The organism is uncultured Brachyspira sp., assembly GCF_944393015.1.
In the GTDB taxonomy this organism is placed as follows: Bacteria; Spirochaetota; Brachyspiria; order Brachyspirales; family Brachyspiraceae; genus Brachyspira.
Genome location: NZ_CALXYQ010000018.1, coordinates 19,977 through 45,686 on the forward strand (window position 1 = coordinate 19,977; position 25,710 = coordinate 45,686).

Annotated in this window: 25 protein-coding genes; 12 read left to right on the top strand and 13 right to left on the bottom strand. The window is 27.5% G+C overall.

Annotated elements, in window-relative coordinates:
- Nucleotides 1-78: 78 nt before the first annotated feature.
- The 4 genes from Q0K19_RS07620 to mrdA all read right to left on the bottom strand — a co-directional run bounded on the left by Q0K19_RS07620 (nt 79) and on the right by mrdA (nt 5,332).
- Nucleotides 79-690 carry an acetate uptake transporter gene (locus Q0K19_RS07620; protein ID WP_297246890.1) on the bottom strand — a complete coding sequence of 204 codons (612 nt, stop codon included), beginning with the start codon at nt 688-690 and terminating at the stop codon, nt 79-81.
- A gap of 157 nt (nt 691-847) precedes the next feature.
- Nucleotides 848-1,999, bottom strand: a complete 1,152-nt coding sequence (locus tag Q0K19_RS07625; RefSeq protein ID WP_297246892.1) for a fused response regulator/phosphatase — start codon at nt 1,997-1,999, stop codon at nt 848-850.
- A gap of 11 nt (nt 2,000-2,010) precedes the next feature.
- Entirely contained in the window at nt 2,011-3,327 is a 1,317-nt protein-coding gene (gene rodA / locus Q0K19_RS07630; RefSeq protein ID WP_297246893.1) for an FtsW/RodA/SpoVE family cell cycle protein, read from the bottom strand.
- Entirely contained in the window at nt 3,320-5,332 is a 2,013-nt protein-coding gene (gene mrdA / locus Q0K19_RS07635; RefSeq protein WP_297246895.1) for a penicillin-binding protein 2, read from the bottom strand. Before mrdA ends, rodA begins: the two co-directional genes overlap by 8 nt.
- A 301-nt stretch (nt 5,333-5,633) precedes the next feature.
- Here mrdA and gatC point away from each other — a divergent pair, with 301 nt between their 5' ends.
- From gatC to Q0K19_RS07650, 3 genes are read left to right on the top strand one after another with little or no spacing between them, the layout of a single operon-like run.
- Nucleotides 5,634-5,957 (top strand): Asp-tRNA(Asn)/Glu-tRNA(Gln) amidotransferase subunit GatC, encoded by a 324-nt coding sequence (gene gatC, locus Q0K19_RS07640; RefSeq protein ID WP_012670316.1) that lies wholly within the window; start codon nt 5,634-5,636, stop codon nt 5,955-5,957.
- Nucleotides 5,958-5,994: 37 nt separating this feature from the next.
- The gene (gene lepB, locus Q0K19_RS07645; protein WP_297246900.1) at nt 5,995-6,726 is read left to right on the top strand and encodes a signal peptidase I; all 732 of its coding nucleotides are present in this window, start codon (nt 5,995-5,997) and stop codon (nt 6,724-6,726) included.
- 41 nt (nt 6,727-6,767) lie between these two features.
- Entirely contained in the window at nt 6,768-8,015 is a 1,248-nt protein-coding gene (locus Q0K19_RS07650; protein ID WP_297246901.1) for a sugar MFS transporter, read from the top strand.
- Nucleotides 8,016-8,038: 23 nt separating this feature from the next.
- Here the strand turns inward: Q0K19_RS07650 and Q0K19_RS07655 are convergent, their stop codons facing one another.
- Nucleotides 8,039-9,412 (bottom strand): hypothetical protein, encoded by a 1,374-nt coding sequence (locus Q0K19_RS07655; protein ID WP_367172151.1) that lies wholly within the window; start codon nt 9,410-9,412, stop codon nt 8,039-8,041.
- A 181-nt stretch (nt 9,413-9,593) separates the two neighbouring features.
- Between Q0K19_RS07655 and Q0K19_RS15415 the strand changes: the two genes are divergently transcribed.
- Complete coding sequence (locus Q0K19_RS15415) at nt 9,594-9,812, top strand: hypothetical protein (protein WP_335846314.1); 219 nt, start codon at nt 9,594-9,596, stop codon at nt 9,810-9,812.
- A 180-nt stretch (nt 9,813-9,992) separates the two neighbouring features.
- On the opposite strand, the gene trpB is transcribed toward Q0K19_RS15415, so the two are convergent.
- Nucleotides 9,993-11,246 (bottom strand): tryptophan synthase subunit beta, encoded by a 1,254-nt coding sequence (trpB, locus tag Q0K19_RS07660; protein ID WP_297246903.1) that lies wholly within the window; start codon nt 11,244-11,246, stop codon nt 9,993-9,995.
- Nucleotides 11,247-11,412: 166 nt separating this feature from the next.
- On the opposite strand from trpB, the gene Q0K19_RS07665 reads away from it, so the two are divergent.
- Nucleotides 11,413-13,452, top strand: coding sequence for a tetratricopeptide repeat protein (locus Q0K19_RS07665; protein WP_297246905.1), 2,040 nt, complete (start codon nt 11,413-11,415; stop codon nt 13,450-13,452).
- Nucleotides 13,453-13,504: 52 nt separating this feature from the next.
- Entirely contained in the window at nt 13,505-13,855 is a 351-nt protein-coding gene (locus Q0K19_RS07670; RefSeq protein ID WP_297246907.1) for a hypothetical protein, read from the top strand.
- Nucleotides 13,856-14,318: 463 nt separating this feature from the next.
- Here the strand turns inward: Q0K19_RS07670 and Q0K19_RS07675 are convergent, their stop codons facing one another.
- The 5 genes from Q0K19_RS07675 to Q0K19_RS07695 form a co-directional block, all read right to left on the bottom strand.
- Nucleotides 14,319-15,572: an LptF/LptG family permease gene (locus Q0K19_RS07675; RefSeq protein WP_297246909.1), complete on the bottom strand. Its 1,254-nt coding sequence runs from the start codon at nt 15,570-15,572 to the stop codon at nt 14,319-14,321.
- A gap of 2 nt (nt 15,573-15,574) precedes the next feature.
- Nucleotides 15,575-16,138 carry a hypothetical protein gene (locus Q0K19_RS07680; protein ID WP_297246911.1) on the bottom strand — a complete coding sequence of 188 codons (564 nt, stop codon included), beginning with the start codon at nt 16,136-16,138 and terminating at the stop codon, nt 15,575-15,577.
- Entirely contained in the window at nt 16,138-17,235 is a 1,098-nt protein-coding gene (gene sppA / locus Q0K19_RS07685; RefSeq protein ID WP_297246913.1) for a signal peptide peptidase SppA, read from the bottom strand. Before sppA ends, Q0K19_RS07680 begins: the two co-directional genes overlap by 1 nt.
- A complete protein-coding gene (locus Q0K19_RS07690) occupies nt 17,127-19,037 on the bottom strand; it encodes a ribonuclease J (protein ID WP_297246915.1) in 1,911 nt (636 codons plus the stop codon). Before Q0K19_RS07690 ends, sppA begins: the two co-directional genes overlap by 109 nt.
- Before the next feature lie 175 nt (nt 19,038-19,212).
- Entirely contained in the window at nt 19,213-20,835 is a 1,623-nt protein-coding gene (locus Q0K19_RS07695) for a hypothetical protein (protein ID WP_297246917.1), read from the bottom strand.
- A 147-nt stretch (nt 20,836-20,982) separates the two neighbouring features.
- Between Q0K19_RS07695 and Q0K19_RS07700 the strand changes: the two genes are divergently transcribed.
- The 6 genes from Q0K19_RS07700 to Q0K19_RS15420 all read left to right on the top strand — a co-directional run bounded on the left by Q0K19_RS07700 (nt 20,983) and on the right by Q0K19_RS15420 (nt 24,025).
- Nucleotides 20,983-21,405, top strand: coding sequence for a hypothetical protein (locus tag Q0K19_RS07700; protein WP_297246919.1), 423 nt, complete (start codon nt 20,983-20,985; stop codon nt 21,403-21,405).
- 71 nt (nt 21,406-21,476) lie between these two features.
- Nucleotides 21,477-21,833, top strand: a complete 357-nt coding sequence (locus Q0K19_RS07705; RefSeq protein WP_048594732.1) for an FMN-binding protein — start codon at nt 21,477-21,479, stop codon at nt 21,831-21,833.
- Between the two features lie 183 nt (nt 21,834-22,016).
- Nucleotides 22,017-22,958, top strand: a complete 942-nt coding sequence (locus tag Q0K19_RS07710) for an ADP-ribosylglycohydrolase family protein (RefSeq protein ID WP_297246921.1) — start codon at nt 22,017-22,019, stop codon at nt 22,956-22,958.
- 25 nt (nt 22,959-22,983) lie between these two features.
- Nucleotides 22,984-23,625, top strand: a complete 642-nt coding sequence (locus Q0K19_RS07715) for a Pr6Pr family membrane protein (RefSeq protein WP_297246923.1) — start codon at nt 22,984-22,986, stop codon at nt 23,623-23,625.
- Between the two features lie 24 nt (nt 23,626-23,649).
- On the top strand, nt 23,650-23,871 hold the full coding sequence (locus Q0K19_RS07720) for a type II toxin-antitoxin system HicB family antitoxin (RefSeq protein ID WP_048594727.1): 222 nt from the start codon (nt 23,650-23,652) through the stop codon (nt 23,869-23,871).
- Nucleotides 23,861-24,025, top strand: a complete 165-nt coding sequence (locus Q0K19_RS15420) for a type II toxin-antitoxin system HicA family toxin (protein ID WP_367172152.1) — start codon at nt 23,861-23,863, stop codon at nt 24,023-24,025. Before Q0K19_RS07720 ends, Q0K19_RS15420 begins: the two co-directional genes overlap by 11 nt.
- 101 nt (nt 24,026-24,126) lie before the next feature.
- On the opposite strand, the gene Q0K19_RS07725 is transcribed toward Q0K19_RS15420, so the two are convergent.
- Nucleotides 24,127-25,281 (bottom strand): PD-(D/E)XK nuclease family protein, encoded by a 1,155-nt coding sequence (locus Q0K19_RS07725; RefSeq protein WP_297246926.1) that lies wholly within the window; start codon nt 25,279-25,281, stop codon nt 24,127-24,129.
- A gap of 114 nt (nt 25,282-25,395) precedes the next feature.
- On the bottom strand, nt 25,396-25,650 hold the full coding sequence (locus Q0K19_RS07730) for a hypothetical protein (RefSeq protein ID WP_028329288.1): 255 nt from the start codon (nt 25,648-25,650) through the stop codon (nt 25,396-25,398).
- Between the last annotated feature and the right edge of the window lie 60 nt (nt 25,651-25,710).

Below are 25,710 nucleotides of genomic sequence, written 5' to 3' on the forward strand. Positions count from 1 at the left end.
TTTATATAAAAATATCATATAAAAAAGGCCATATATAAATAATTATATATGACCTTATTTTCTATAATATACTATATACTATTTTTTGAATATTCCTAATGGCTTTCCAACAGGTAATACAACTCTTCCTAAGTTTTTATTTAATACTCCAGCAGCACATCCATAAAAACCTAATAAAGCAGCAGCAAGTTCAGATATTCCAGCCACAATCTGAGTTTCTTTAACAGCTATACCAAAATAATTTAATGCCATAGCTACCAATAATACATCTACAGCAACAAATATAAGGAATAGAACTTTATGAGCTTCAGCAGCACCAAAAGTTAAAGGTCCTACAAGGAACAAATATCCTAAGCATACAACACCGAATTGTTTCATATCAAGAGAATTTTTCATATCTTCCCCAAATACGCCCACAGATATAAGCCATACAGAAGCTACTGCAAACCAAAATAATCCGAAAGAACCGAATACAGTTGCCCCGAATACATTTTCTTTTTTAAAGTCAATAATAGCGGCTACAAATTGAGGAATACAGCCTAAAAATATAGCCCAAGGTATAAGACCTGATACACCTGTAGTGATACCCAATTTTTGTGTAGATGCTACAAATGTGATTACAGCAAGACCAAATAAACCAAACGGTGCTGGATCTGCTAATGTGTGTGTTACTTTTACTTCATTGTTCATGTAAATACTCCTATGCTCTATTTATTAACCTAGTATAGAAAAATATTTTTACATGTCAAATAAATATACAAATAAATTCAAAATTTTTTACAAAAAGATGCAATTATTGTGATTTTTTATAATTTATATTAGAAAATAATGTATGAATTGTTTTTTATCAATTAGTTCTTCTCAATATTATCATACTTATGTCATCTGATAATATATTATCTGAAAATGATTTTAATTCTTTTATTATGTTATCTTTTATAACATTTACGTCTTTATGAGAGTTTTTTATAAATACATTTTTTAAAAGCTCATCTCCAAACATTTTACCGTCTTTATCAAATATTTCATAAGCACCATCTGTGAATATAAATAATATATCATTATGATTTAGTTGTATCTTAGTTTCAGTGTATTCTATATCCTCTGTCATTCCAATTAAAGGGCCGCCTACATCAATTTCAAGTATTTCATCTTTTGATTTGAATAATGGTTTAGGCGATCCGGCAGATGAGCATATTAATTCACCTGTTTCATTATTATATGTAGCGTAAAATACGGAAGCGAATAAATTCTTATCAAAATTTTCTTCTATAAAAAATTGATTAAGCTCTTTTATGAAATTGGCAGGAGAAGTATTATGAGAATTAGTTACGATATGAGAATCAAAAAAAGATTTTATTAGTATTGTAAGCATGCTAGCAGCCACACCATGTCCTGATACATCTGCTAAAAGTATAGAGTACCAACCATCATTAATACTTTTTATTCCGCTGTAATCTCCTGATACTTCATTAGGAGCATAATGAAAAATAGATATGTCATTTTTAGGTATTGAAGTGTTTCCATAAGAAAGTATAGATTTCTGCAATTTTGATGCATATTCAATATCCTGTTTTAACATATTCATATACATTATATTAGATTCTATAACTTTTTTTAATCTTATATATGATTTAACTTTTGATAATAGAATATCTGTATCTAATGATTTTAAGAAGAAACCATCTGCACCGCATTCATAAGCTTTTAGAAATTCAGATTTGCTGTTAGTTGCTGTTAAAAATAGTATAGTAATATTTTTTAACATATTATCATTTTTTATATGCTGTGAAAGTCTGCATGCTCCGGCATTAGGAAGCATATAATCAACTAGTATACAATCAGGTATTTTATCATAAGACATAGTAATAGCCTCATCATAGGATAAAGCTATATAGCATAAATATCCTGATTCTTTCAAAAAGTTTTGAATAAATTTAGCATAGTCTATACTAGAATCTACAATTAAAATTTTTTCTGTTAAAATATTATTTTTCATAATAACAACTTTTAATGAACATACCTTCTTGCTTCTACATTAAATATTAAACCTATTGATATGGAAAAAGTCCATATAGATGAACCGCCGCTGCTTATAAAAGGCAAGGTTAATCCTGTAATAGGCATCATTCCCACAACCATTCCTATATTAATAATAACATGGCATAAAAACATAGCTATTACTCCGGATACTATCAAAGCTCCGAGTCTATCCTTAGCAAAATATGCAGCCATTGTTCCTCTTATAAATATAACAGCATAAGCCAAAACTACTAAAGCACTTCCGATAAATCCCCATTCTTCGCATATATTTGAGAATATGAAGTCATTTACCTGCTGCGGAATGAAGTTTAATTGTGACTGGCTTCCATTTAAAAATCCTTCCCCGAATAATCCTCCGCTTCCTACAGCTATAAGAGATTGTATTATATTATAACCGGAACTTAATCTAGTTAATTGAGGGTTCATAAATACTAATAATCTTTGCTTTTGATACTCTTTTAATCCTATGTCAAAAGTTAATGCTGCTCCCATACATAAGAATAATACAAAGAAAGTAAATGCTAATAATCCCACATATTTACTATTCATATAGAAATTCAATGTAAGGAGTAGGGCAGATACAAATAAAAATATTCCTGCCAAATAACCTATATATATTCTTTGAGATAAGAAGTTAAATAAAATATTGTCTATATCATCAGACATTCTTTTATATTCAAGGAACATAGGTATTGAAAGTCCTATAACGCCTATACTTATTAAAGCTATGATATATCTTGTAGGAACGCCTCCCACAAAAAGCATTATGAATACTATGAAACAATATACAAGCACAGTACCCAAGTCAGGCTGAAGAAGTACTAAACCTATAGGTATTGAAATAAAAAGTCCTGCCAAAGCAAAATATTTTATTTCTTTTATCTTATCTCCTATTTGATCCAAATAACCAGCTAAAAAGATTATAACAACTATTTTACCGAACTCAGAAGGCTGCATACCAAATAACCAGCTGCTGCTGCCGTTTACTGTAGTTCCTATTCCGGGTATTAAAACTAGAATAAGAACTCCAAGCATAGGTATATACAAAGACATTCTATGTTCTGCTAATTTAGTATAGTTTATAAACATACTTATAAATATTAAAACTATACCAGTGGCACAGAAGAATATAAACTTTAGAAACATCCAGCTAGTTTTTCCGGATTCAGGGGAGTATGTTGAAGAATATACAGCAATAGCCCCCGCAGTCATCAAAAATATTACAGCTGCTAATATTTTCCAATCGAAGACAAATAATTTTTTTAATTCTTTTTTATCATTCATATTTTATCCTCTCGTCTTCTTCAGTTTTTTCTTCTTGTTTTTGCTGTTCTCCGTCAATATTTTCTAAAGTTTCTCCATTTTGCTGAGCTTCTGCCTCTGCTCTCATTTTTTCTCTTGCAAGTCTTATCTGCTGATAAATATATTGCATTCTAGCATAAATTACATTTCTAGCCTCTACAGCATCTTCTCCGCCTAATATAGAACGAAGCATTGCAGTAGCTATAGGGCCAGCAGTAGTACCGCCACCGCCGCCGCTATGTTCAAGCATAACTGTAACTGCTATCATATCATCAGTAGGTCTAGGATTATAAGGTCCAAATATTGTAACCCAAGTATGGTCTTTACCTTGTGCGTTTTGTGCTGTACCTGTTTTTGCTGCCAATTTAATATTAGGAGACCAAGCACCATTTCTAGCAGTACCGCCTGTTACAGCCATTCTCATACCTTCTTTTACTACTGTAAATATATTCTTGTCTATATCTAATTTTTTGATTATTACTTTATCATTATTGTATATAACTTCATCAGTTTGAGAACTTCTTATTTCTTTAACAACATGAGGTCTGTACATTACACCGTCATTTATTATAGCTGAAGTTGCCATATGAACAGCTATAGGAGTAGCAGACATATAACCTTGTCCCATAACGTATTGAATAGTATCACCGTCCCACCAATATTCTCCGATTTTTCTTCTTTTCCAATCGGCACTAGGAACAACTCCCACTTTTTCACCAGGTAAATCTATACCTGTAACATCTCCGAAACCTAACATTTCAGCATATCTTTTAATGAAGTTAGGTCCTAATTCATAAGCTAGGTTATAGAAATATGTATTGCATGAATACTGTATAGCTTTATACATATTTACATATCCATGCTGACCTGTACATCTGTAGAATCTATTTTCAAGAAGCATACCGCCGCCGCAGAATCTTGTTGTATTAACACCTATTCTTTTTTCAGTTAATGCTCCTACAGCTGTTACAAGCTTGAATGTAGAACCCGGAGGATATCTTCCTCTTATAGCTTTATTCCAGAATGGATTTGCTGGGTTATTTATAAGTTCTGCATATTTTTGTCTGTCTATTTTACCTATAAATATGTTAGGGTCATACCAAGGAGAACTTACCATAGCTAATATTTCACCTGTAGTAGGTTTTGATACTATTATAGTTCCTACCTGTCCTTTTATTAAATCTTCCGCATCTTTCTGTACTTTAGAATCTATACTTAATATAAGTTTTTTTCCCGGTATAGGTTTTCCTATTGCTGGAGTTATAGTTTCTTTTACTCTGTTCCTTGAGTCTACTATCCATTGTTCATAACCGTCTATACCTCTAAGTTCTTTATCATAGAATTGTTCAACGCCTTCTTTACCTATAACGCTGTTTCTTCTGTATCCTTCAGCCTGTTTGCTTTCAAATTCTTCTTGAGATATGTTTCCTATATATCCAAGTACATGCGTCATAGTTTCACCAAGAGGATAATGCCTAATGGACTTACTTCCATAGTATACTCCAGGATATTCTTCTGATCTTTCAGCTAAATAACTCATCTGTGACATTGATATATTTTCTGATATCTCCACTGATTCATAGCTGTTTTTTGATACTTTTTCCAAACTAGACTTTATATGTCCTAAATCTATATTAAATACTTTGGATACTCTGTATAATAATTCTTCTCTTTCAAAATAATTTTTAGGTAAATAAACAGGTATCATATACATTGTGTATGCTTTTATATTTTCTGCTACTATAACACCATTTCTATCGTATATTTCACCCCTGTATGCATCTATAGGGATAATTTGTTCTTTATTGTTTCTTGCTAAACTGTCATAATGTTCATTTTGTATTATTTGTAAATAGAATAATCTTATCAATAATAAGGCTGCAACCAATATTGATATTATAAATACTACTATTAATCTTTTTCTATATTTAAAATCTTCGCTTATTATTTTTTTATCTTTATTTAATTCTATTTCTAAAAAATTCATAAATAAACCTTTTACCTTTTAAGAATTATTATTAATATTTACAATATTATATTAACAAAAAATTTTTATCAATAGTATAAATAACGGTATTTTTTAGTATATTTTTTACTTATTAATTTAATATTATGTTAATTAATTTTGAAAAATGATACATTGTTTTACATAAAATTTAAATAGCAAAAATATAAAATTTGTATTTTTTGTAAAGATAATCAATGATATTAAAAAAATATATAAACTATTGAAAAATTATTGATTATAGTATATTATGTTTATAATTATAATTTTTAAGGATATAATAATGACTACAGACAGAGAAGAATTAGAAGCTCTTTTATATCAAACAAGATTAAGAATAGAAGAAAATCAAAAAGACGAAATGTTAGATAGATTAAATAAAGACTTAGAGTTTATAGAAGGATTATTTGAAGTTAATGTTGATGGTATTGATCCTCTATATCATGTTATAGATTTACCTGAATATTTAAGAGAAGATGTTCAAGGTCCTACATTAGATAATGAAGTAATAATGGACTTATGCAGAAGCGGTGAATACGGTTATATCGTAGTTCCAGCAGTTCCTGCAGCTTTAGAAAACAGCGAGCATCAGGCTAAAAAATCATAAAAAATTACTTTTAATTTACAGAGGTCATCAATTATAGATGAATTATTCTTATGATAGAGAAGAATTAAAAAAAGAAAAACTTAATGCACTCAAAGCTGTATTAAAACCTTTTATCTTTATATATTATAGGAGCAATAGCCTGCTTTATAGGGTAGTTGCCAGATTGATATTAGGCTTTATTATTGCTTTTGTTTTATTCGGTATTTTTACTTTGTTTATAAGAATTGATAGAATGAAAAGTTCTACAATGATGAATACCATAGAGCCTAATGAAATATTGATCACTTCTAAATTAAGATATGGTATTGCATTAAAACCTTTTGTTTCATCTCTTACCGGAAAAACTATTATATTTTCAAGACCTAAGAGGGGAGATATTGTATTTATGATAGATCCTAGAACTGAAAAAGAATTCTTTTTAAAAAGATTTGTTTCATACTTTGTTTATTTTGTAACTTTTGGAAATGTTAATATATCAAATACTAGGTATTTAATAAAAAGAGTTGTAGGGCTTCCAAATGAAACTATAGAGATAAGAAATAAGGTTGTTTATATAAACGGAGAAGTTCTAAATGAGCCTTGGGCTAATGTGGAATTTGACGGCAGGATATTAGATGCTGAAGTGTCAACAAGAGATAATTTCGGCCCTTATATCATAGGCTACAATGAATATTTTGTACTTTCTGATAATATAGATTATGGTTATGACAGCAGAGATTTCGGTAATGTTCATTTCTCAAATATAGACGGAAAAGTTATTTCTAAATAATAAAATATTTCTAAATCAATTTATATTATACCGAGTTTTTTATGAAACTTAATTATACTCATACATTATATGCTAGTTATATAGGATATGTGAATCAGGCTATTATAAATATATTTCCTCCTCTGGTTTTTATAATGTTTCAGAAAGATTTTAATATATCATTAACTCATATAGGATTGCTTTCTTCTTTTAATTTTGCTGTTCAAATGATTATAGATTTTTTGGCAATTAAATTTATTGATAAGATAGGATACAGAATACCTATAGTAGCTGCACATATATTTTCAGCTTTGGGATTATTTTTACTTGGCATACTTCCTTTTTATATTGAGCCTTATACTGCAATACTTGTATGCTTTTTTATTAATGCAATAAGCGGAGGATTAATAGAAGTTTTAGTTAGTCCTATTGTGGAGGCACTTCCTGAAAAACAAAAGACTAAAGCTATGAATATACTGCATTCATTTTACTGTTGGGGTTCTATGGCTGTAGTTATATTTTCAACTTTGTATTTCAATATATTCGGCATTGAAAATTGGAGATATATGTCTATGATTTGGGCTATTATTCCATTTATCAATATATTTTTATTTGTAAATGTGCCTCTTAATGTTTTGAAAACCCATGAAGATAATATGAATAGTGATAATATCGTTTCTATAAGGAAGTTATTATCTGTAAAAATAGTTTTAATATTTGTTATACTTATGATATGTGCTGGGGCAAGCGAGCAGTCAATAGCACAATGGGTATCATTATTTGCAGAATTAGGGCTTAATGTTAATAAGAATGTAGGCGATATATTTGGTGCTTGTATGTTCGCATTCTGTATGGGTATGGTAAGACTTATTTATGGAATGAAGTCTGAAAGCATTAATATAGAAAAGTCTTTGATTGTATCAGCATTTTTCTGCATTATAGGGTATTTTGTAACTGTGTTTAGTCCTTATGCATTTTTATCATTGATAGGATGCGGTATTTCAGGTCTATCAGTAGCTATAATGTGGCCTTCGGTATTTTCTCTTGCTGCTAAAAATTATAATAGGGGAGGAACGGCTATGTTTGCATTGCTTGCTTTGGCCGGAGATGTAGGCTGTTCTATAGGTCCCGGTATTGTTGGGATTGTCTCAAATAATAGAAATATTTCTGACAGATTTAGTTTTGTATTGATTAATAGCGATTATATACAAGCAGGATTAAAAACAGGTATATTATTTGCTGTAATATTTCCTGTGATTATGTTTATAGTTTTAATATTATTCAAAAATAGAAAAAACAAATCCATATAATATTATTGTATTTTAATTAAAAATTAATTGACGACTTCAAATGTATAATGTGTACAAACTTTGTCAGGCATAAAATATGCATTTCCTTTATCCTTAATTATTTTTATCATATCAGCTACAGCTTTGTAATAAAGAAAATAATAATTATACCTTTTATAATCTTCCATAGTTGGAGCTGTTTTTAGCATATTATAATATTTTTGAGAGAGGTTCAAAGCGTTTTCATATTGATTATTTATTTGAAATTCTCTGTCATAATCAGCTAAACGAACTATCTTATTATTGAAAGTAAATAAATTTCCGCCGCCGCTTTCCCAGCCTACAACCGAATTTATTTCATTTTTTGGTACTATGCTAACCCAATCTGATTCCTGAGCATTATTAGGATTTACTGAAGATACCTGTAATTGATAAGCACCGGATTTTTTTATATGTTCTTCTGTGATTGTGAAATTAGTTTCTAATTTATTAGCAGTTTCCATAATTTCTTTTATAGGAGGAATAGGGTATGTGGTATTAAAAGTTCTGTAGTATTTTCCGTTAAGTTCTGTATATGAAGGCTCTAAAGGTGCAGCATTAGGCTCTTCATAACCTATCATATTATTTCTGAATTCAAAATTAGGATAAGAGAAAACATAACTTCTTATATCTGTAAGTTTATCAGAAGACGGAAGAGTATCTGCTTTCCAATTTATACCACCTTCTGTTGAAAAACATATATTTTGATATTTAATTGATGCTTCAGACGACCAATTTCCTGATTTTTCATTGTATACAAATTTATTATCACCAAAAAGACCTTGAGAGAAATATAGCTTTTCATTATCAGTATGAAAATACATTGTAACTAATAGTTTTTCATTGTTATAGTCAGGAAAATAATTTGTAGTCCAATTCTTAGCATCGCTCATATCTTTACCATAATCAATAATGTAATATTCATTGTTATAATAATCAAAAGGAGGTTTGCTAGGATCTCTATTTCCGTCTGGATGTTCATCAAAAATACTTTTATATTTTGTATATAAAAATATTTTTTCTTTAAAATAAACAATAAAATATTCATCTGTATTTATGCCGTATCTTCCCAAAAAATTAGGATTTATATGATTGGTATTAGGCATGTTATATTCTTTTGTAATAGGATTTAAATAATAATTCCAATTTATTAAGTCATCAGATTCTACATACTTAATATTTTCAATGAATGATTTTATAATTATGAATGTACCTGACATACTATAATTTACTATATTACCTTTTTTGAAATCTGGATTGTAAATGCCTATAAATTTTGATGTTGTATATGCTTCAGATAATACTTTTACCTTATTTGGTTCTATTACTAGTTTATCGGAAATTAAATTAGTCCAATAATCAGCATCTTCAAGATCCATAAGAGGAGATATGCTGCCAATTTTTGTTATTGTGCTTCCATCATTGGCTATTTTTAATAAAGCAGCTTTTCCTGTTTTTTCTAAACTTTTTGTATCAGTATCATATTGATATTCATTTGTGGCAAGTACATACCATTCATTTTTATATTTAAATCTTTTAGCATAACCACCAAATACTGTTTTGTCGGAAACGATTTCTGGTTTTACTGTTATTGGTTTTTCTTCTATATGGATAGGAGGAACAGGTACTGGAGTAGGTGTTGGATATTCTGTATTTGGAAATTATGTTGGAGGAGGTATATCGTTAGGACCTAGTAAATTTATTTTTTTGCACGATATTATTAATAATGTTATTGATAGTATTATTAAAACTAATATTAAGTTTCTTTTCATAAAATAATGCCTTTATATAAGAGAAAAATAAATTATATACTAATATTTATCTCCTATATTCTAATTGTATATTATGGCTATTATTTTTTCAACTTCTATTATTGCCTTTAAATATAATAAAAATAGGTTTTTGAATATTAAATAATAATAAACAAAAACCTATAAACAAAAAAATATAATTGTGAGGTTAAAATTTGTGAATATCTATATTTTTCTCTAATCTTTCTAATTCACTTTTTAAGAATTCTTTCCATTTATCAGGTCTGAAAATAGGCGATGTTATGAATATATCTTTATCTCCTCTGCCAGACATATTAACTATGATGACATCATCTTTAGTGTACTGCTTCGCATATTCTATAGCTTTAGCACCGGCATGGGCACTTTCTAATGCAAATATAACACCTTCATTTTTTGCAAATTCTTTTACTGCATTTATCGCCTCTTTATCTGTGGCATGAGTAAATTCTATTCTTCCAGATTCTCCTAAATATGCAAGCTGAGGACCAACTCCAGGATAATCAAGTCCTGCAGATATAGACATAGTTTCAGATATTTCTCCATCTTCTTTTAAAATGAATTTACTCATATATCCCTGAGCTGCTATATCTTTGGCATAAGGATTTGTCATTCTAATAGCATTCTCTCCAAGATTCATGCTTATTCCGCCGGCTTCTACAGCTATTAATTTTGGATTTTCTCTCTCTATAAAAGGCTCAAAAAAGCCTATAGCATTAGAACCGCCTCCAACGCATGCTATCAATGCTTTAACATTCAAATTCCTTTCCTGTATCTGTTTATCCAATTCTCTTCCTATTACAGATTGAAAAGTCCTAACAATATCAGGATAAGGGCTAGGACCAACAGCACTTCCAAGTAAATAATGAGTATCTTTTAAATCTTTAACCCAATCTTCTAATGCAGCATCAACGGCATCTTTAAGTCCGCGTCCTCCTTTAGTAACGGATACTACATTAGCTCCATATAATTCCATAGAAGCTACATTAGGCTGCTGTCTTTTTACATCCATTTCACCCATATAAATAGAACATTCAAGTCCTAATTTGGCACAGGATGCAGCGGTGGCAAGTCCATGCTGACCGGCTCCTGTTTCTGCTATAATCTTCTTCTTACCCATCTTTTTTGCAAGCAATGCCTGTCCTATAGAATTATTAATCTTATGTGCACCTGTATGAGCAAGTCCTTCTAGTTTGACATATATCTTTGCTCCGCCAATTTTCTCCGATAAATTCTTGGCATACATTAATGGTGTAGGTCTGCCTAGAAAATCAGATCTTAATTCTTCAAGTTCGCTTAAAAATTCTTTATCATTAATATAATGCAGGAAAGCCTCTTCCAATTCAATTAATAATTTTTCTAATGCTTCCGGTACGAATCTCCCTCCGAATTTACCGAAAAAACCTTTATCACTATTCTTCATATATATAAAATCCTTAAATTAAAATATTTTTATAAGTAATAATACTTTATGTAGTAATATTAACATGCATAAAAAAATTGTCAATAGTGTTTTGATATAATTAAAGAATTTTATATAATTAAAAAATAGTTTATAATAAGATTATACTAATATTGGAGAATTATTTATGCTGAAAGATAGAATAGAAAATATGTTTATTCAGGCTAGATTTTATTTTAATTTAGAAAAATATTCCTCCGCACTTAGAATATATTTAAAGATAATAAATTGTTTTGAAAAAAATTGTGAAGGACTTGATACAAATTATGTAGACAGATATTTTGCAAGAAGCTGTTATAAAACTGCCTTGACATTATATTATTTAAACAGATATGAAGAAGCAATAGACTATTACAGTAAAGCTATAGAAATTAATCCATTATATGAAAAGGCTTTTATAAATAAAGGTATAATACTTGCCAAATTAATGGCATTTGATGAAGCATTATATGCATTCAATATGGCATTGGAAATAAATGATAAATCTGAGATATGCTATTTTAATATAGGAATCATATATTCAAAATTGGAACGTTATGAAGATGCATTATTTTATTTTAACAAGGCTTTAGAGCTTGGATACGATTATGCTTATTTGAATGTTGCTATGGTTTTAGAGAAATTAGGAAGAATAGATGAGGCATTTAATATTTATGATAAGGCTTTTGAGATAAATAAATCTTTGGAAGTATTGTATTTAAATAAAGCAAGTCTGCTTATAAATATAAAAAGATATAAAGAAGCTATAGAATGTCTTGATAAGGCACTTTATATTTTAGATGAGAATAATTCAAAAGGCGATACCATAGTAAAAAATAAAGAGTATATAGAATTGAATGTTATGCAAAATGATACTATATATGACAGAATATATTTTTTAAAGTCAGAAGCATTGATAGGATTAGAAGAGTATGATTATGCTTTGACTTTACTTTTAGATATTAAAGAATCAAGAAATGTTACCATATTTAATATAATATCAAGATTCATAGAATATATAAACATAGAAAAAATTATTGATATAGTGTTGAATGAAAATAGTTTTTGGACTGAAGAAAAAGAGGAGTATTTTAATTTTATAGTGCGTGATATTAAAGATATATCAAAATTAAAAAAACTCTGGATACTTCAGTATATATTTTTATATTTGGTTTCTGTAAAAGATGATGATAAAATCAATGAGATATCACATTATACAAGCATAGAAGTTTTTGATGATATGGCATTTGATAAGAGATATGATAAATCAGATAATTCAAGGTACAATACATATTTAAAGAAAAATAGACTTAGAATGACAAGCATAAAAAATGCAAATGATCCTAAAGAGGGAAAGATATTGATGCAGCTTCTTAGAAATAATAAGCTTAATTCTAAATATGGAAATATTAATAATTTTATAGCATTGCAGACATCATTCAGCAGATGCAAAGATTCTTTAACTATGTACAGATTATATGGTAAATATGATAATAAAGAGGGTACAGGCTGCTGTTTAGTTTTTGATAAATCTTTTTTTGATACTTCTTTTAATAATTTAAATAATAGCATACTATTTTCATTTTCTTATGATAAAAATAATTATTCCAATATAGAGTTTTATAATGAACAGACTTTACCTTTATATTTTGTTTTATACTATAATTCTAAGAATAATGAAATAATATTTAATCCTTGTGAATCTGATTATGATAATATTATTATTGATTTGAATAAAGAATATGATGTTTGGAGTTATGATAAAAAAGTTTATGATAAATTAAAAAATAATATAGGTTATATATTTAATTCTATATTTAAAATCATAAAAAAATTTAATTCAGAAGAATTATCATTATCGTATCAGCTTCTTATGAATATTCAGTATTTGATCAAGGATTCATCTTTCATAGAAGAGCAGGAGATGCGTATAATACAGCTTGTAGAATACGGCAGCAATCCTTTACATATAGATGATGATATGAAGCGTTCTTATAAAAATTATCTTTATATATTTGATAATAAATCTTTGAAAGAGGTAATATTAGCTCCTAAAGTTGATGATGCTGACTTCTTAGTAGAAAAGTTTAATGACAGGCTTGCAAAAGCTACAAGTATATATAATTCAAAAAATATGAAGAATAAATATAAAGTTAATGTTCATATATCGAATGCTCCTATATCTTGACAAATATGTATTAATTATTATAATCATGTAAAAAAATTATAAGGATTATATGATGAAAAATATTATATTTTGTTTAGTTATTATTTTATCAATATTTACTTTTTCATGCGAGAAAGATAAAAGTGTAGTGGATAAAGCAACAGATGCTATAAATGAGAAAATAGACGATGCTTCAAAAGCTGCTCAGGACGGTATAAAAAAAGCTGGAAATGTTACAGATAAAACATTAGACAATGCTTCTAAAGCTGTTGAAGACGCTATGGAAAAAGTTGATCCTTCTAAAGCGATTGACGAAGCTTCTAAATATATAGATGACGCTTCTAAATCTATAGAATCTGGTTTGAAAAAAGCTGCTGAAGGTCTTGATAAGGCAAAAGAAAGTTTTTCTAATTCAATTAAATAATAAATTAACGCACGGTAAGCATACTTATATATATAAATTATATTGTAATTTTTATTAAATTTATATTTAAGATTTCATTTTACGTGCGTTATGTAACATTTTAATTTTAAAAAAACTTGGGTGGGTGCTTTAAATTCTAAATAGATGATAAAGAAAAAAAGATAAAAATTGCAAAGTAAATTAAAAAGCCTAGAGGGTGGGGAATGAAAATAAATTTTAAAACTTTATTTACATACCCCGCCCTTTATATTTTTTAGTTTATTTAAATTTTATAATATTTATTTATATTTAAAGTGTTAATAGTAAAAGCATTCCCGCCCTAGTTTTTATTATATTGAAAAATTACTTAACGCACGTTATGATATAGTTAAATATGTAAATTGTATTATGATTTTTAACAAATATATATTTAAGATTTTATTCTGCGTGCGATGAGAAGATATTAATTTTAATAACAATAGTTTTATTTTCCTCTGCTGAAGAAAGATTTTATCATAAGAAAACCGCCCATTAAAGCCAGAACTATATTTGGGAACCACATAGCAATAAGCGGGGGTACTTTTTTACCGCCTGCCATTAATTCTGCTGCAGTTATAAGTAAATAATATATAACAACTACTATTACAGATAATCCGAATCCAAATCCTTTACCGCTTCTTTTTCCTACTATTCCTAAAGGAGCTCCTATTAAAACCATAAATAAACATGCTGCTGGTATAGAAATAAATTTATGAAATTCTACATAATAAAAATACGGTACAGCTTCATCTATAGCTTTTTCTCTCAAAGAAGTTAATTCTGATGAATTAGTTTGTATATACTCATTAGAAAATGAAGTTATATTAACAGTATTAGTATCTACATTATTGTAAGCATTCACTATCATTCCATTTATTTGTTCATCTACCGATTTGTTTGCTGCCGCTTTTGAATCATTAATTTTTTTCATTATTTGCCAAGAAGGCATTTCTCTAAGTCCTCTTTCATGTGATGTTAATGTACTTACATTTCTCACAATATTTATATCCATAGAATCAAATACAGTATAATCATTAGATACAAAACCATAGCTAGGCATCTCCTGTACAACACCGTCATATAAAGTTAAAGTTACTACTTGCGCATTAGCCTGATTATTTTTCCAAAGTCCGTATTTGGCAGTAATTACTCTTTTAGTATCTGACCTGTCATATATTACAACGTTTGACATACCTACATCATTAGCATATTTAGAACCTATTGATAATCCCATATCTTGAATTTCAGTGAATTCCAATTTTCCAACAGCAATAGAAGGCTTAATATTTACCATGTATGAAATTAAAGTTCTGTACCTGTAATTAGATTCAGACATAACAACATTGTTAAAAAATAGTGAAAAACAAAATGTAATAGCGCCCAATATTATAATAGGCATATATATCCTCATATGAGGAAATCCCAAAGCACGCATTACTATTATCTCATTATCTGAAGAAAGCCTTCCGTATCCTATAATGCTTGCCATAAGTATGGACATAGGTATTGTTATGGCAATATTAAAAGGAAGCATATATACAAATACTTCTAATGACATTAATAAAGGAGCACCATTATTAACAATAAGTCTTATTAATTCAGGCAAAAGCTGTATTACAAATACAAACGTAAAAAATAAAATACCTGCGAAGAAAGGTCCTATAGTTTCAATTATAATATATTTATTAATTTTTTTCATAATTATATATAACTAATAATGCTTCCAAATATTAATATTCCCAATGATATGTAAGTTAAATAATCACATATTATAGGTGTAATTAAAACTAAAAATGCTTTAAATGAACTATCTATATTAAAAGAATGCTTTATATTATTAAACATCAATATAATATAATATAGTCCTAATATAAAAAACATCGCAACTTGAATAAAGTAAAGAAATTTAAATCTGCTGAATAATAATGTTATAGGAAGTATAAATATAAATATACCATATATACCAAAACAATTATTAATAAATGTTTTTATATTATTAGTATTATTTTTAAAAAATAATGATACTGTTAGATTAATAACAGCGATTTTTACTATATTGGATATTGCCATATATGCGGCTATTCCAAATGTCAATATTAATAAATTTAATATATTAGATCTATTATTAATAGTATATATTGCTGATATAGATATACTCAAAGATGCTAATAAATATACTAAGAAAGAATATTCAAAAGTTATAGATTTTTTTATAGCCTCTTTAGGTTTTAATAAATAATAGTATATAGCTTCATGTAACTGCATTAATTTGCTCCATTATAATTTGGAATATAAATATACATAGGAACTCCAATATATTTAGTATTCATTATCTCTTCATAAGGGAAAGGAAAGCTTGATTTAGGCTTAATAGCTTCTGAAATATTTGAAAAGAACAAATTAAGTACATCATTTTTTTCTTTAGGCTTTTTTATTATATAAGGTTCTTCATCTTCTATTCCGCCCATTTCTGCTGCATCTTTAACAGCATCATGCAAAGTTCCTATAGAATCTATAAGTCCTATTTCTAATGCTTTTTTTCCGCTGAATACTCTGCCGTCGAATATATCTTCTCTATTACCTTCTATTTTATCACCTCTAGACTGTTCAACTACATTTGTGAATTGTCCTACAAATTCATCTGTCATATCCTGCCAATATGCAAGTTCATCTTCTCTAGGTGCTCTGAAAGGGGAGAGTGAATCTTTATTTCTTCCGCTTTTTATAGTGTACATCTTTATTCCATATTTATCCATCAATTCGGATATATTAAAGAATTGGGATATAACACCTATACTTCCTGTAAGAGTAGATTCATTAGCATATATTTTATCAGCTATCATAGATATATAATATCCGCCGCTTGCTGCCATTGATCTGAAAGAAGCTACTATTGGTTTAGGATATTTTTCTTTTAATTCTTTTAAATATTTTAAAGCTTCTTCGCATGAAGTTAAAGAACCTCCTGGGCTATCAACCTGAAGTACAATGGCTTTAACTTTTGGATGCTGTAAGTAATATTCAAAATCCGAAACAAGCTGTTCTGTTACAGAAGGATACTCTATACCTAAACCATTTTTTCTTTTGGTATGAGTTATTATTCCATTCAAATCTATTATTGCTATTCCTTCTTTTAAAACCGAATATGATTTTTCAGAAGAATTAATGTTTACTGATATATTTTTATTTTCACTTTTTAAAAATATGCTTGCAGCACCAACTATTATTGATATTATTATAAGTAATGTAAATATTAACTCTCTTTTGCTGCTTTTTTCTTTTTTGATTTCAGTCTTTTTATCTGGGATGTATTCTTCTTCATTACTGTTTTCTTGATTCTCTTTTTCTTCTTCGTATGACATTTTTCTTTCTCCTCATCATTATTATTTTCTATTTCTATATTGTTTTTATCAACATTATTATTATTATTTTCATCATTACTGCTATGTGCTTGTTCTATATAAACATGATCCATATATAAGCATACAAATATTACAGGTTCTCTTCCTATTATTTGAATAAATTTTTTACGAAGAGCTTCCCTTACTTCATATTTTATAGTAGAAGGAGTTCTTTTATTTCTGTTTAATAATTTTCTCACAGCTTCTATTGCTGAATTTATTCCTTCTTCTCTTAACTGCTCAGTTTTATTTATAATTCTTTCTTTTTCTCCGCCTGTGTATGTAAAGCCCTTACTTTCCAAATCAACTTTTATATCGTATTGTCCTGCGGCATTTTTCTTTGCTACAACATTGGCAACTACCACTCCATTAAGTGATAATTGTTCTCTGTCATAGAATATACTTTCCTCTAAATCTCCTACGCCTTTTCCATCAACATATATATTTCTTATATCTATAGGATCTGTGATTTTCGCTTCTAAAGTTTCATCTATTTCAAGTACATCTCCATTATAAAGAAGGAATCCTTTTGTATCTAAACCATTTAAATTTTCAACTAATTTTATATGAGTGATTAAATGTCTTTTCTCACCATGTATAGGAATAAAATATTTAGGCTTTACTAATCTGTACATTAATTTTAAATCTTCGCTTGAAGCATGCCCTGATACATGAAGAAGTTTTTTATCCTCTCCAACCATTTTAGCACCAAGATCAAAAAGATTATTTATCATTCTAGTAACAGCCATTTCATTACCAGGTATAACGCTTGATGAGAATATAACCATATCTCCGTCTTCTACTTTTATATGTTTATGAGCCTCTGCAGCTATTAAAGATAGTGAAGAATAAGGTTCTCCTTGAGTTCCTGTAGTTATGCATACTATTTTTTCCCTAGGATATTTGTTTATTTTATCTATTGGTATTACTATATCATAAAGATTTAAATAACCCATATCCTGAGCAATTTTTGTGAATTTGATTAAACTTCTTCCAGAGAATGCCACAAATTTATTATTGACTTTTGCGGCAGTTACTAAATCTTGTATTCTTTCTATACTGCTTGCAAATACTGCAACAATAATCATTCCGTCTTCATAAGCGAATAGTGGAGTCATATTGTTTTGGACAACACTTTCACTCATAGAAAACCCATCTCTCTGACAGTTTGTCGAATCTGCCAGCATAAGAAGAACACCATTTTCTCCGTATTCAGCAAATTTATAAAGATCTATAAATTTATCTGTTGTCGGGTTTAAATCTATTTTGAAATCGCCTGTATGTATTATAACTCCTAATGGAGTTGTTATAGCTATTCCAACTCCGTCAGGTATACTATGATTAACCCTTATAAACTCTATACCAAAATTCATTCCCAATTGTATTTTATTTCTAGGCTCAACTTCATATAATTTTGTATCTTTGTATTCATTTTTATAATCATTTAATTTAGCTCTTAAAAAAGCCAAAGTAAGTCTTGAACCGTATATAGGAATATCAGGGAATTTTCTAAGGAAATGAGGTATAGCACCTATATGATCTTCATGCCCATGAGTAAGTATAAGTCCTATGATATTTTTATCTTCTAAATATGAAGTATCAGGAATAACATAATCTATACCTAGCATATGGTATCTTGGGAACATAAATCCGCAGTCTACTATTAAAAGTTCATTTCCATATTCTATAACAGTCATATTCATACCTATTTCTTGTACTCCGCCAAGAGGTATGATTCTTATTTTATCATTATTATTATTCATTCATTAACTACTTTATATTTAAATTACTATAAACAAAATTCAAATTTATTTTTTATTTTAACTATAATCGAAATTAAGTCAAGTTATAATTTTTTATAGGAAATAGGTTTAAAAACATAATGCGTAAACCTTATTAAGATTTACGCATTAAAATATAGGTAGAAGATTATAATAACTATTGTTGATTATTTACTATTACGCCATTTTTTATTATAAAAATGTTTTTTCCGTCAGATACTATTGATAAAGCATCTTCTTGATTATTATCCATAGCTGATACATAATCATATCCGCCGAATTCTCTTCTTACAGAGCTGTTTTTATTTAGTATAAAGTAATAATGTTTGCCTAGTCTTTCTGCTGTGAATGCAAATGAATCTCCTAAGAACTTAAATGAAGTTATTTTGTTATAAGAAGGGCTTTCAAAGTCATTTGCTATTATATATTCTCTTTCATTCATAGAAGCATTATAAACTAAAGTATTATTTGTAGAGAAATATATATCATTTATTTTATCAAAAGTTCTAGGAAGTCTTTTTCCATTAACTACTAAGAATGATACATTATTTGTCTGAGCAGAGTAGGCTAATATTTTGCTGTCATCAGAATATTTATAATTATGTATCATATCATAATTAGTAGTCATATTACCGCCTACATATAGCTGCATAGTATTATTGCTATTAATATTTATGAATACTAATGTTTTACCATCAGGAGAGAATGACATATTAGTTACTAAATTAAATTCTCCGTAATTTCTTCCATTAGCTATAACGCTTGTCATAATAAATTCATTACTTATAATTGAATTTGTAGAATCTGCTGCAGCCGGAAGATTAGGTAATTCATTATATCTTATATTTGTAATTACATTTGTTACAATCATTAAAGCTATAGTATTTGATTGTCCTTTTACTGTTACACCTTCTTCATTTGTATATACGCTGACATTTGAAAGATTATAATTAGTTATTGTTGTTGTATTTGTTATAACTTCATTAGTCATATCATTAGTATTTGTAATGAAAGTATTTGACATAGAATCATTTGAGCTAATCATATTTGTTGAATTAGTATCCATTCCCGGTATAGCTTTTACTGCATAGGCTATACTATTATTATTGAATGAAGCTAAATCATCTACTAATCTGAAACCTTCACTGTCAGTGCTTCCTGTAAATATAACAGCATTTCCTTCATTTTCTATAACATATACTATATTGTTTCCATCATTTGAGAATTTGAGTCTGTCTGCTTTAGCTGATACTTGTTTTTCTTCTCCATTAATATTAACAAAATATTGTCCGTCTCTTGAGTAAGAAAAAGCATAAGAATTATCATTAATAACACTATCATATAATTCAGAATACTGAACTTTAGCTTCCCCGTTTATAACAGCTATTCCATAATTCATTAATCTAGTGAATATTATAGAATTGTTTCCTGAGTAAATTTCTCTTTCTATAGAATCGAATTCTTGTTCAACATTTCCATATATTAAAACCCACATATCTTTACCAAGAGAAGTTTTTAACATAGTGGCAACCAAAGTACCATTAGGAAGTATTTTTATACTGCCTGCATCTTTATAACCAGTTAATCTGGCATCTCTATATATTATATCAAAAGTTTTTCCAGAATTAGCAGTATTTTTTTCTATTATTACTGCATAATTAGTTTCTGATAAAATATACGAATTATTTAGTTTTTCTCCGATTTGAAATGTGTATATTTGAGTGAAGCCTCTTGCACATAATAAAAGAAATACTATAGATATAATGTATAACTTTTTCATAATAATTCCCGCTGCTAATATTTATATATTTTTTTATATATTCGGAACTATTATACTCTAAAATTAATAATTATGTATAATTATGTACTTAAAAAAAATAAAATTTTGACGAATATTTTTTAGAGTTATTTTAAATTTGGAGGATATATGAAATACGGCTATATAATTATAATCATTTTTGCTTTGCTTGTATCATGCAAATCTGCTGAAAAAACTGTTTCTGCCAATAATAATATCAATTTTAATGAAGGCTGGGTTAATGAGAATAAATTTATAGCCACTTCTATAGGATATCCTAATGGTTATGCAGTAACTAAAGATGAGATTGAAACAAGTGCTTTTAATGCAGCATTAGCCTTATCAAAGGTAAAAATAGAAAATGCTTTTGCTAAGGAACTTCCAAATAGAAAATATGAGAATGATGAATTAAAAAATATAATAGAAAAGTATATAAAAGTGGAATATTCTAGCTTTGTAGATGATAGATACTGTCAAATAAAGACAACTGTAGAATATAATAATTTATTGGGACTTCTTAGAAACGGAAATATAAAAAAAATGTTAAATTAGTTTTACAAACTTTTTACTTTTTCTTACTTATAAAGTTTTAATAAGCAACTATATTAAAAAGGGTAAGATGTATGAGTCTTAAAAAAGTTTTATTTTTGGTAGTTACAGTTCTTTTTGCTGCTAGCTTATTCCTATTTGCTCAAGGAAAAATTGACTTGGCTAAGATACCTGACGGTACATACTTAGGAAATTATAAAGCTACTTACAAAACAGCTAAAGGTGACTATCAAGCTAAAGTTACTGTTGCTGGCGGTAAATTAACAAAAGTTGTATTAACAAAATGTGCACACAGCACAGGTCCTGCAAGAGGAAAAGCTGCTTATGACAAAATGATCAAAGCTAACAACATCTATGTTGATGGCGTAAGCGGTGCTACTTGGGTTGCATTAGTAGAAGATGCTTTAACTAAATTAACTCCTGCTAAGTAATTAAATTAATAAGAAATTCACTAACCCTGGCGTATCTAATATTTTTTAGATACGCTTTTTTTATCATATATATCTAAATAATTTTTTATATATTCTTTATTTAATCTATTGATAGTTTTGATATATTTATTATAATTTTTACAATTATTAATGTACTGTATTTGATGATAGGATTAATTTTATATGAGTTTGGAAAATAAGTTAAAATCTGCAATATTAGGACTTGCCATAGGAGATGCTTTGGGTGTTCCTTATGAATTTATATCAAGAGATATTATAAAAAATAATCCTTGTATAGATATGATAGGATACGGTACTCATAATAAAAAAGCTGGTACTTGGTCTGATGATACTAGTTTAACATTATGTTTACTTAATAATTTGAATAATAAAAATATAAATTATAATGATATTATGAATAGTTTTGCATTATGGTATGACAAAGGTCATTATACTGCAGACGGACATACATTTGATATTGGAATAACTACAAGCGATGCTATAAATAATTATAAAAGCGGAAAAAATCCTATAAAATGCGGATTATCTAATGAATACAGTAATGGAAACGGCTCTTTGATGAGGATACTTCCTATTGCATTTTATATAAAAAAATATTTTGATAGTCAATTATTTGAAAATAGTGAAGTGATAAATATAATATACAATCTTTCTTCATTAACTCATTCTCATAAAAGAAGTTTGATAGCTTGTGTAATATATACTGCAATAGCATTGAATTTAATAAATGATATGAATATTGAAGAAGCTATTAATAAAGCATTAAAAGATTCTTCTGATTATTATGAAAATGAAAAAGAAATTAATAATTACAAAAGAATATTCGATTCTGATTTTAAAAAACTTCAAGAAACAAAAATAGAAAGCAGCGGATATGTTGTTCATACCTTGGAGGCTTCTATATGGATATTATTAAATACTTCAAATTATAAAGATGCTGTATTAAAAGCCGTTAATTTTGGAGATGATACTGATACTACTGCGGCAGTTACTGGAGGACTTGCAGGTTTATACTATGGTATGGATAATATTCCAAGTAAGTGGATTGATACTTTAATAAATAAAGAATTGATAATAAATATTTGCTGTAATTTTTTTAAATAATTATATTTATTGGAGCTAATAGATTATGACAAAAACTAATTTTTCTATAGTATATAAAATAATCATAATTATAATTGGTGCTTTAGCGGTGCTTCATGGATTTTTCTATGATAATTTTAAACTTGATATAGAAACTGCATACTATTTCACATATCAAAGTAATATACTGGTAATAACTTATTTTATTTTGGATATTATTAATATTATAAAGAAAAAAGAAACATTTTATCCAAGATTTAAAGGTGCAGTTACAACATCAATAACTCTTACATTTTTAATATATCATTTTTTGTTGAGTCCTACAGCAGAAGATTATAAAGGGGTTTTTTATATAAGAAATATTATACTTCATTATATAGTTCCAATTATGACCATTTTTGATTATATAATTTTTGATAAGAAAGGCTTTTATAAAATAGTTGATCCTTTGATTTGGCTTATAATACCTATTATATATTTTACTTTCATGCTCATAAGGGCTAAAGTAGGAAGTCCTTTTTCAAATGGGAGTTATTATCCTTACTTTATTGTTGATATAGATCAATACGGACTTAAAACTGTATTAAGAAATATATTTTTTATAGCTTTATTTTTTGTGTTCTTGGGGTATATAGGATATTTTGTTGACAGATTTTTTAATAAAGTGTTTAGTAAACATAATAAATAATTTTACTTTTTTATTTAATTTTATATGATTATAAATACTATAATAGAAAAAGATGAAAATGGATATTTTGCCTTTGTGCCAGAACTTAAAGGCTGTGTAAGTGAAGGTGAAACTTTTGAAGAAGTTAAGTCAAATATAAAGGAAGCTATAGAACTTTATTTAGAAAGTATGAGCGAAGATGAATTAAAGCAATTAGAAAATAAAGACTATTCAATAACTCCTATAGAGGTTGCAGTTGAAAGATAAATTACCTAAATTAAACGCCAAAGAAGCTGAAAAACTTTTATTTGATAATGGTTTTATTTTAGATAGAGAAAAGGGAAGCCATAGAATATTAAAAAAGATAATAAACGAATGCTTATACCTTTTCATACTTCTAAAATATTGCATCCTAAAATAATAAAAGAACTTTTTGATATTATAGAATAATTTTTAAAGTGCCTGATTAAAAGCTGTAATCAAGCACTTTAATATTACTTAATTTTATTTATTAAATTCATCTTATATGGCATTAATTATATCTATTATTTTTGCTGCCATATTTTCAGGAGTTTTTACTTCTAATGATTTTAATTCATTATTGATACCGAAATAATATCCATCTTCTCCATCATGCCAAGCTCCATCGCAGTGATTTTGTAATATTTTATACATTGTATCATTATCTTTATCTTCACAATAATAATATATATGTATATCTTCTTTTATTCTCTTTTTATCTGCAAAAGAATATCTTATGTATAAATTAAAATATTTACAGTTACAAATATCTTTAAATCCAATATGGTATGTATTTTCATTATCAGTAATAATTTCTATATTTGTATATTTTTCTTTTAATTTAGCCACGAGATGTTTGTAAAAATCTAATTTTTTATTATATATTTCTTCACTTACAGCATCAAATAAGATTGCATATTCATTTATTTTATTTAAATCCATTTCTTTTTTAAAATCTTCATTTTTTTCTAAATGATTTTTTATAATTTCTTTTGACATATTTTTCTCCCTATTAATATTGCTTATTAAATATTCATTATCTCTAATCTGTATTAAAGCTGAATATAAAGATTGGTATTTTTTATTTGTTAAAGCTGGAAATTTTTCTATTATATCATTATTTAAAAAATCGCCTATATCTTCATGCGATAAACATATAAGCCTATTTTCTTTTAAAAGTTCTTCTTTTGCGTTGCTTTTCAAGGATTTTTCAGAAGGTTCTTTTCCGTCTCTTGTTAAATATATTATGAATGTATTTCCTTGATTCTCTAATAATTCTTTATAATATCTTTCTAATTGAGCTTCTTGGTCATCAGCATTTATTTTATTTTCTATGATTAATTGGAAAGAGGCATTTTTTATAAATAAATCAAGTCTTCCGCTTGATATTGCATATTCATTAAACACTGATATATGAGTATTGTCTATATTACTAATATACTTTTCAGCAAATTTTCTTGCTATGTTTAAATCTTCATTATTAATTTTGACATTGAATTTTAATAGATTAAACAATAATATGCTGTTATTTACCTCATCAAAACTTTCTTTTATAGAATTTATGAGATTAATTTCAGGACTGATTTTTTCTTTAATATCATTGAAAATACTTTGTTTTTCATTTAATACAAAGTCTAGTAGATTTTCTGCCGTCATTTATTATGCTCCTTTAATTTAAGAATATTATATTATATGCTTAAAATCAATATTATAAATAAAATATGTGCATAATAAAATCAATTACTATGCACAAAATAAAAACTGTTTGCTTTATAAAGCAGGTAAATGTCTTCCTTTATTAGGACCATTTGGATGTCTGATACAATTATTGTTTGTTAAAGCTGATATTGAATTAGCTTTTGTTCCGCAATATTTACAGAAATATTCGGATTTTTCATCTCCTTCATAAAGTTTGTGTCTCCCTTTATTAGGACCATTTGGGTGTCTGATACAATTATTGTTTGTCAAAGCTGATATTGAATTTGCTTTTGTTCCGCAGTATTCACAGTAAAAATTTTGAGCCATATATAAAGCCTCCTGTATTTAATATTTATTTTATATTATTAACATAGCATATTACTATGA

What these genes read in the sequence shown, in the direction of transcription:
- Q0K19_RS07650 (WP_297246901.1), top strand. Translation starts at nt 6,768, where the DNA reads ATGAAACTTAATTATACTCATACATTATATGCTAGTTATATAGGATAT.
- Q0K19_RS07670 (WP_297246907.1), top strand. Translation starts at nt 13,505, where the DNA reads ATGAAAAATATTATATTTTGTTTAGTTATTATTTTATCAATATTTACT.
- trpB (WP_297246903.1), bottom strand. Translation starts at nt 11,246, where the DNA reads ATGAAGAATAGTGATAAAGGTTTTTTCGGTAAATTCGGAGGGAGATTC.
- rodA (WP_297246893.1), bottom strand. Translation starts at nt 3,327, where the DNA reads ATGAATGATAAAAAAGAATTAAAAAAATTATTTGTCTTCGATTGGAAA.
- lepB (WP_297246900.1), top strand. Translation starts at nt 5,995, where the DNA reads ATGAATTATTCTTATGATAGAGAAGAATTAAAAAAAGAAAAACTTAAT.
- Q0K19_RS07720 (WP_048594727.1), top strand. Translation starts at nt 23,650, where the DNA reads ATGATTATAAATACTATAATAGAAAAAGATGAAAATGGATATTTTGCC.
- Q0K19_RS07625 (WP_297246892.1), bottom strand. Translation starts at nt 1,999, where the DNA reads ATGAAAAATAATATTTTAACAGAAAAAATTTTAATTGTAGATTCTAGT.
- Q0K19_RS07690 (WP_297246915.1), bottom strand. Translation starts at nt 19,037, where the DNA reads ATGAATAATAATAATGATAAAATAAGAATCATACCTCTTGGCGGAGTA.
- Q0K19_RS07620 (WP_297246890.1), bottom strand. Translation starts at nt 690, where the DNA reads ATGAACAATGAAGTAAAAGTAACACACACATTAGCAGATCCAGCACCG.
- Q0K19_RS07710 (WP_297246921.1), top strand. Translation starts at nt 22,017, where the DNA reads ATGAGTTTGGAAAATAAGTTAAAATCTGCAATATTAGGACTTGCCATA.
- Q0K19_RS07715 (WP_297246923.1), top strand. Translation starts at nt 22,984, where the DNA reads ATGACAAAAACTAATTTTTCTATAGTATATAAAATAATCATAATTATA.
- sppA (WP_297246913.1), bottom strand. Translation starts at nt 17,235, where the DNA reads ATGTCATACGAAGAAGAAAAAGAGAATCAAGAAAACAGTAATGAAGAA.
- Q0K19_RS07700 (WP_297246919.1), top strand. Translation starts at nt 20,983, where the DNA reads ATGAAATACGGCTATATAATTATAATCATTTTTGCTTTGCTTGTATCA.
- Q0K19_RS07705 (WP_048594732.1), top strand. Translation starts at nt 21,477, where the DNA reads ATGAGTCTTAAAAAAGTTTTATTTTTGGTAGTTACAGTTCTTTTTGCT.
- Q0K19_RS07730 (WP_028329288.1), bottom strand. Translation starts at nt 25,650, where the DNA reads ATGGCTCAAAATTTTTACTGTGAATACTGCGGAACAAAAGCAAATTCA.
- mrdA (WP_297246895.1), bottom strand. Translation starts at nt 5,332, where the DNA reads ATGAATTTTTTAGAAATAGAATTAAATAAAGATAAAAAAATAATAAGC.
- Q0K19_RS07680 (WP_297246911.1), bottom strand. Translation starts at nt 16,138, where the DNA reads ATGCAGTTACATGAAGCTATATACTATTATTTATTAAAACCTAAAGAG.
- gatC (WP_012670316.1), top strand. Translation starts at nt 5,634, where the DNA reads ATGACTACAGACAGAGAAGAATTAGAAGCTCTTTTATATCAAACAAGA.
- Q0K19_RS07665 (WP_297246905.1), top strand. Translation starts at nt 11,413, where the DNA reads ATGCTGAAAGATAGAATAGAAAATATGTTTATTCAGGCTAGATTTTAT.
- Q0K19_RS07655 (WP_367172151.1), bottom strand. Translation starts at nt 9,412, where the DNA reads ATGGATCTTGAAGATGCTGATTATTGGACTAATTTAATTTCCGATAAA.
- Q0K19_RS07725 (WP_297246926.1), bottom strand. Translation starts at nt 25,281, where the DNA reads ATGACGGCAGAAAATCTACTAGACTTTGTATTAAATGAAAAACAAAGT.
- Q0K19_RS07695 (WP_297246917.1), bottom strand. Translation starts at nt 20,835, where the DNA reads ATGAAAAAGTTATACATTATATCTATAGTATTTCTTTTATTATGTGCA.
- Q0K19_RS07675 (WP_297246909.1), bottom strand. Translation starts at nt 15,572, where the DNA reads ATGAAAAAAATTAATAAATATATTATAATTGAAACTATAGGACCTTTC.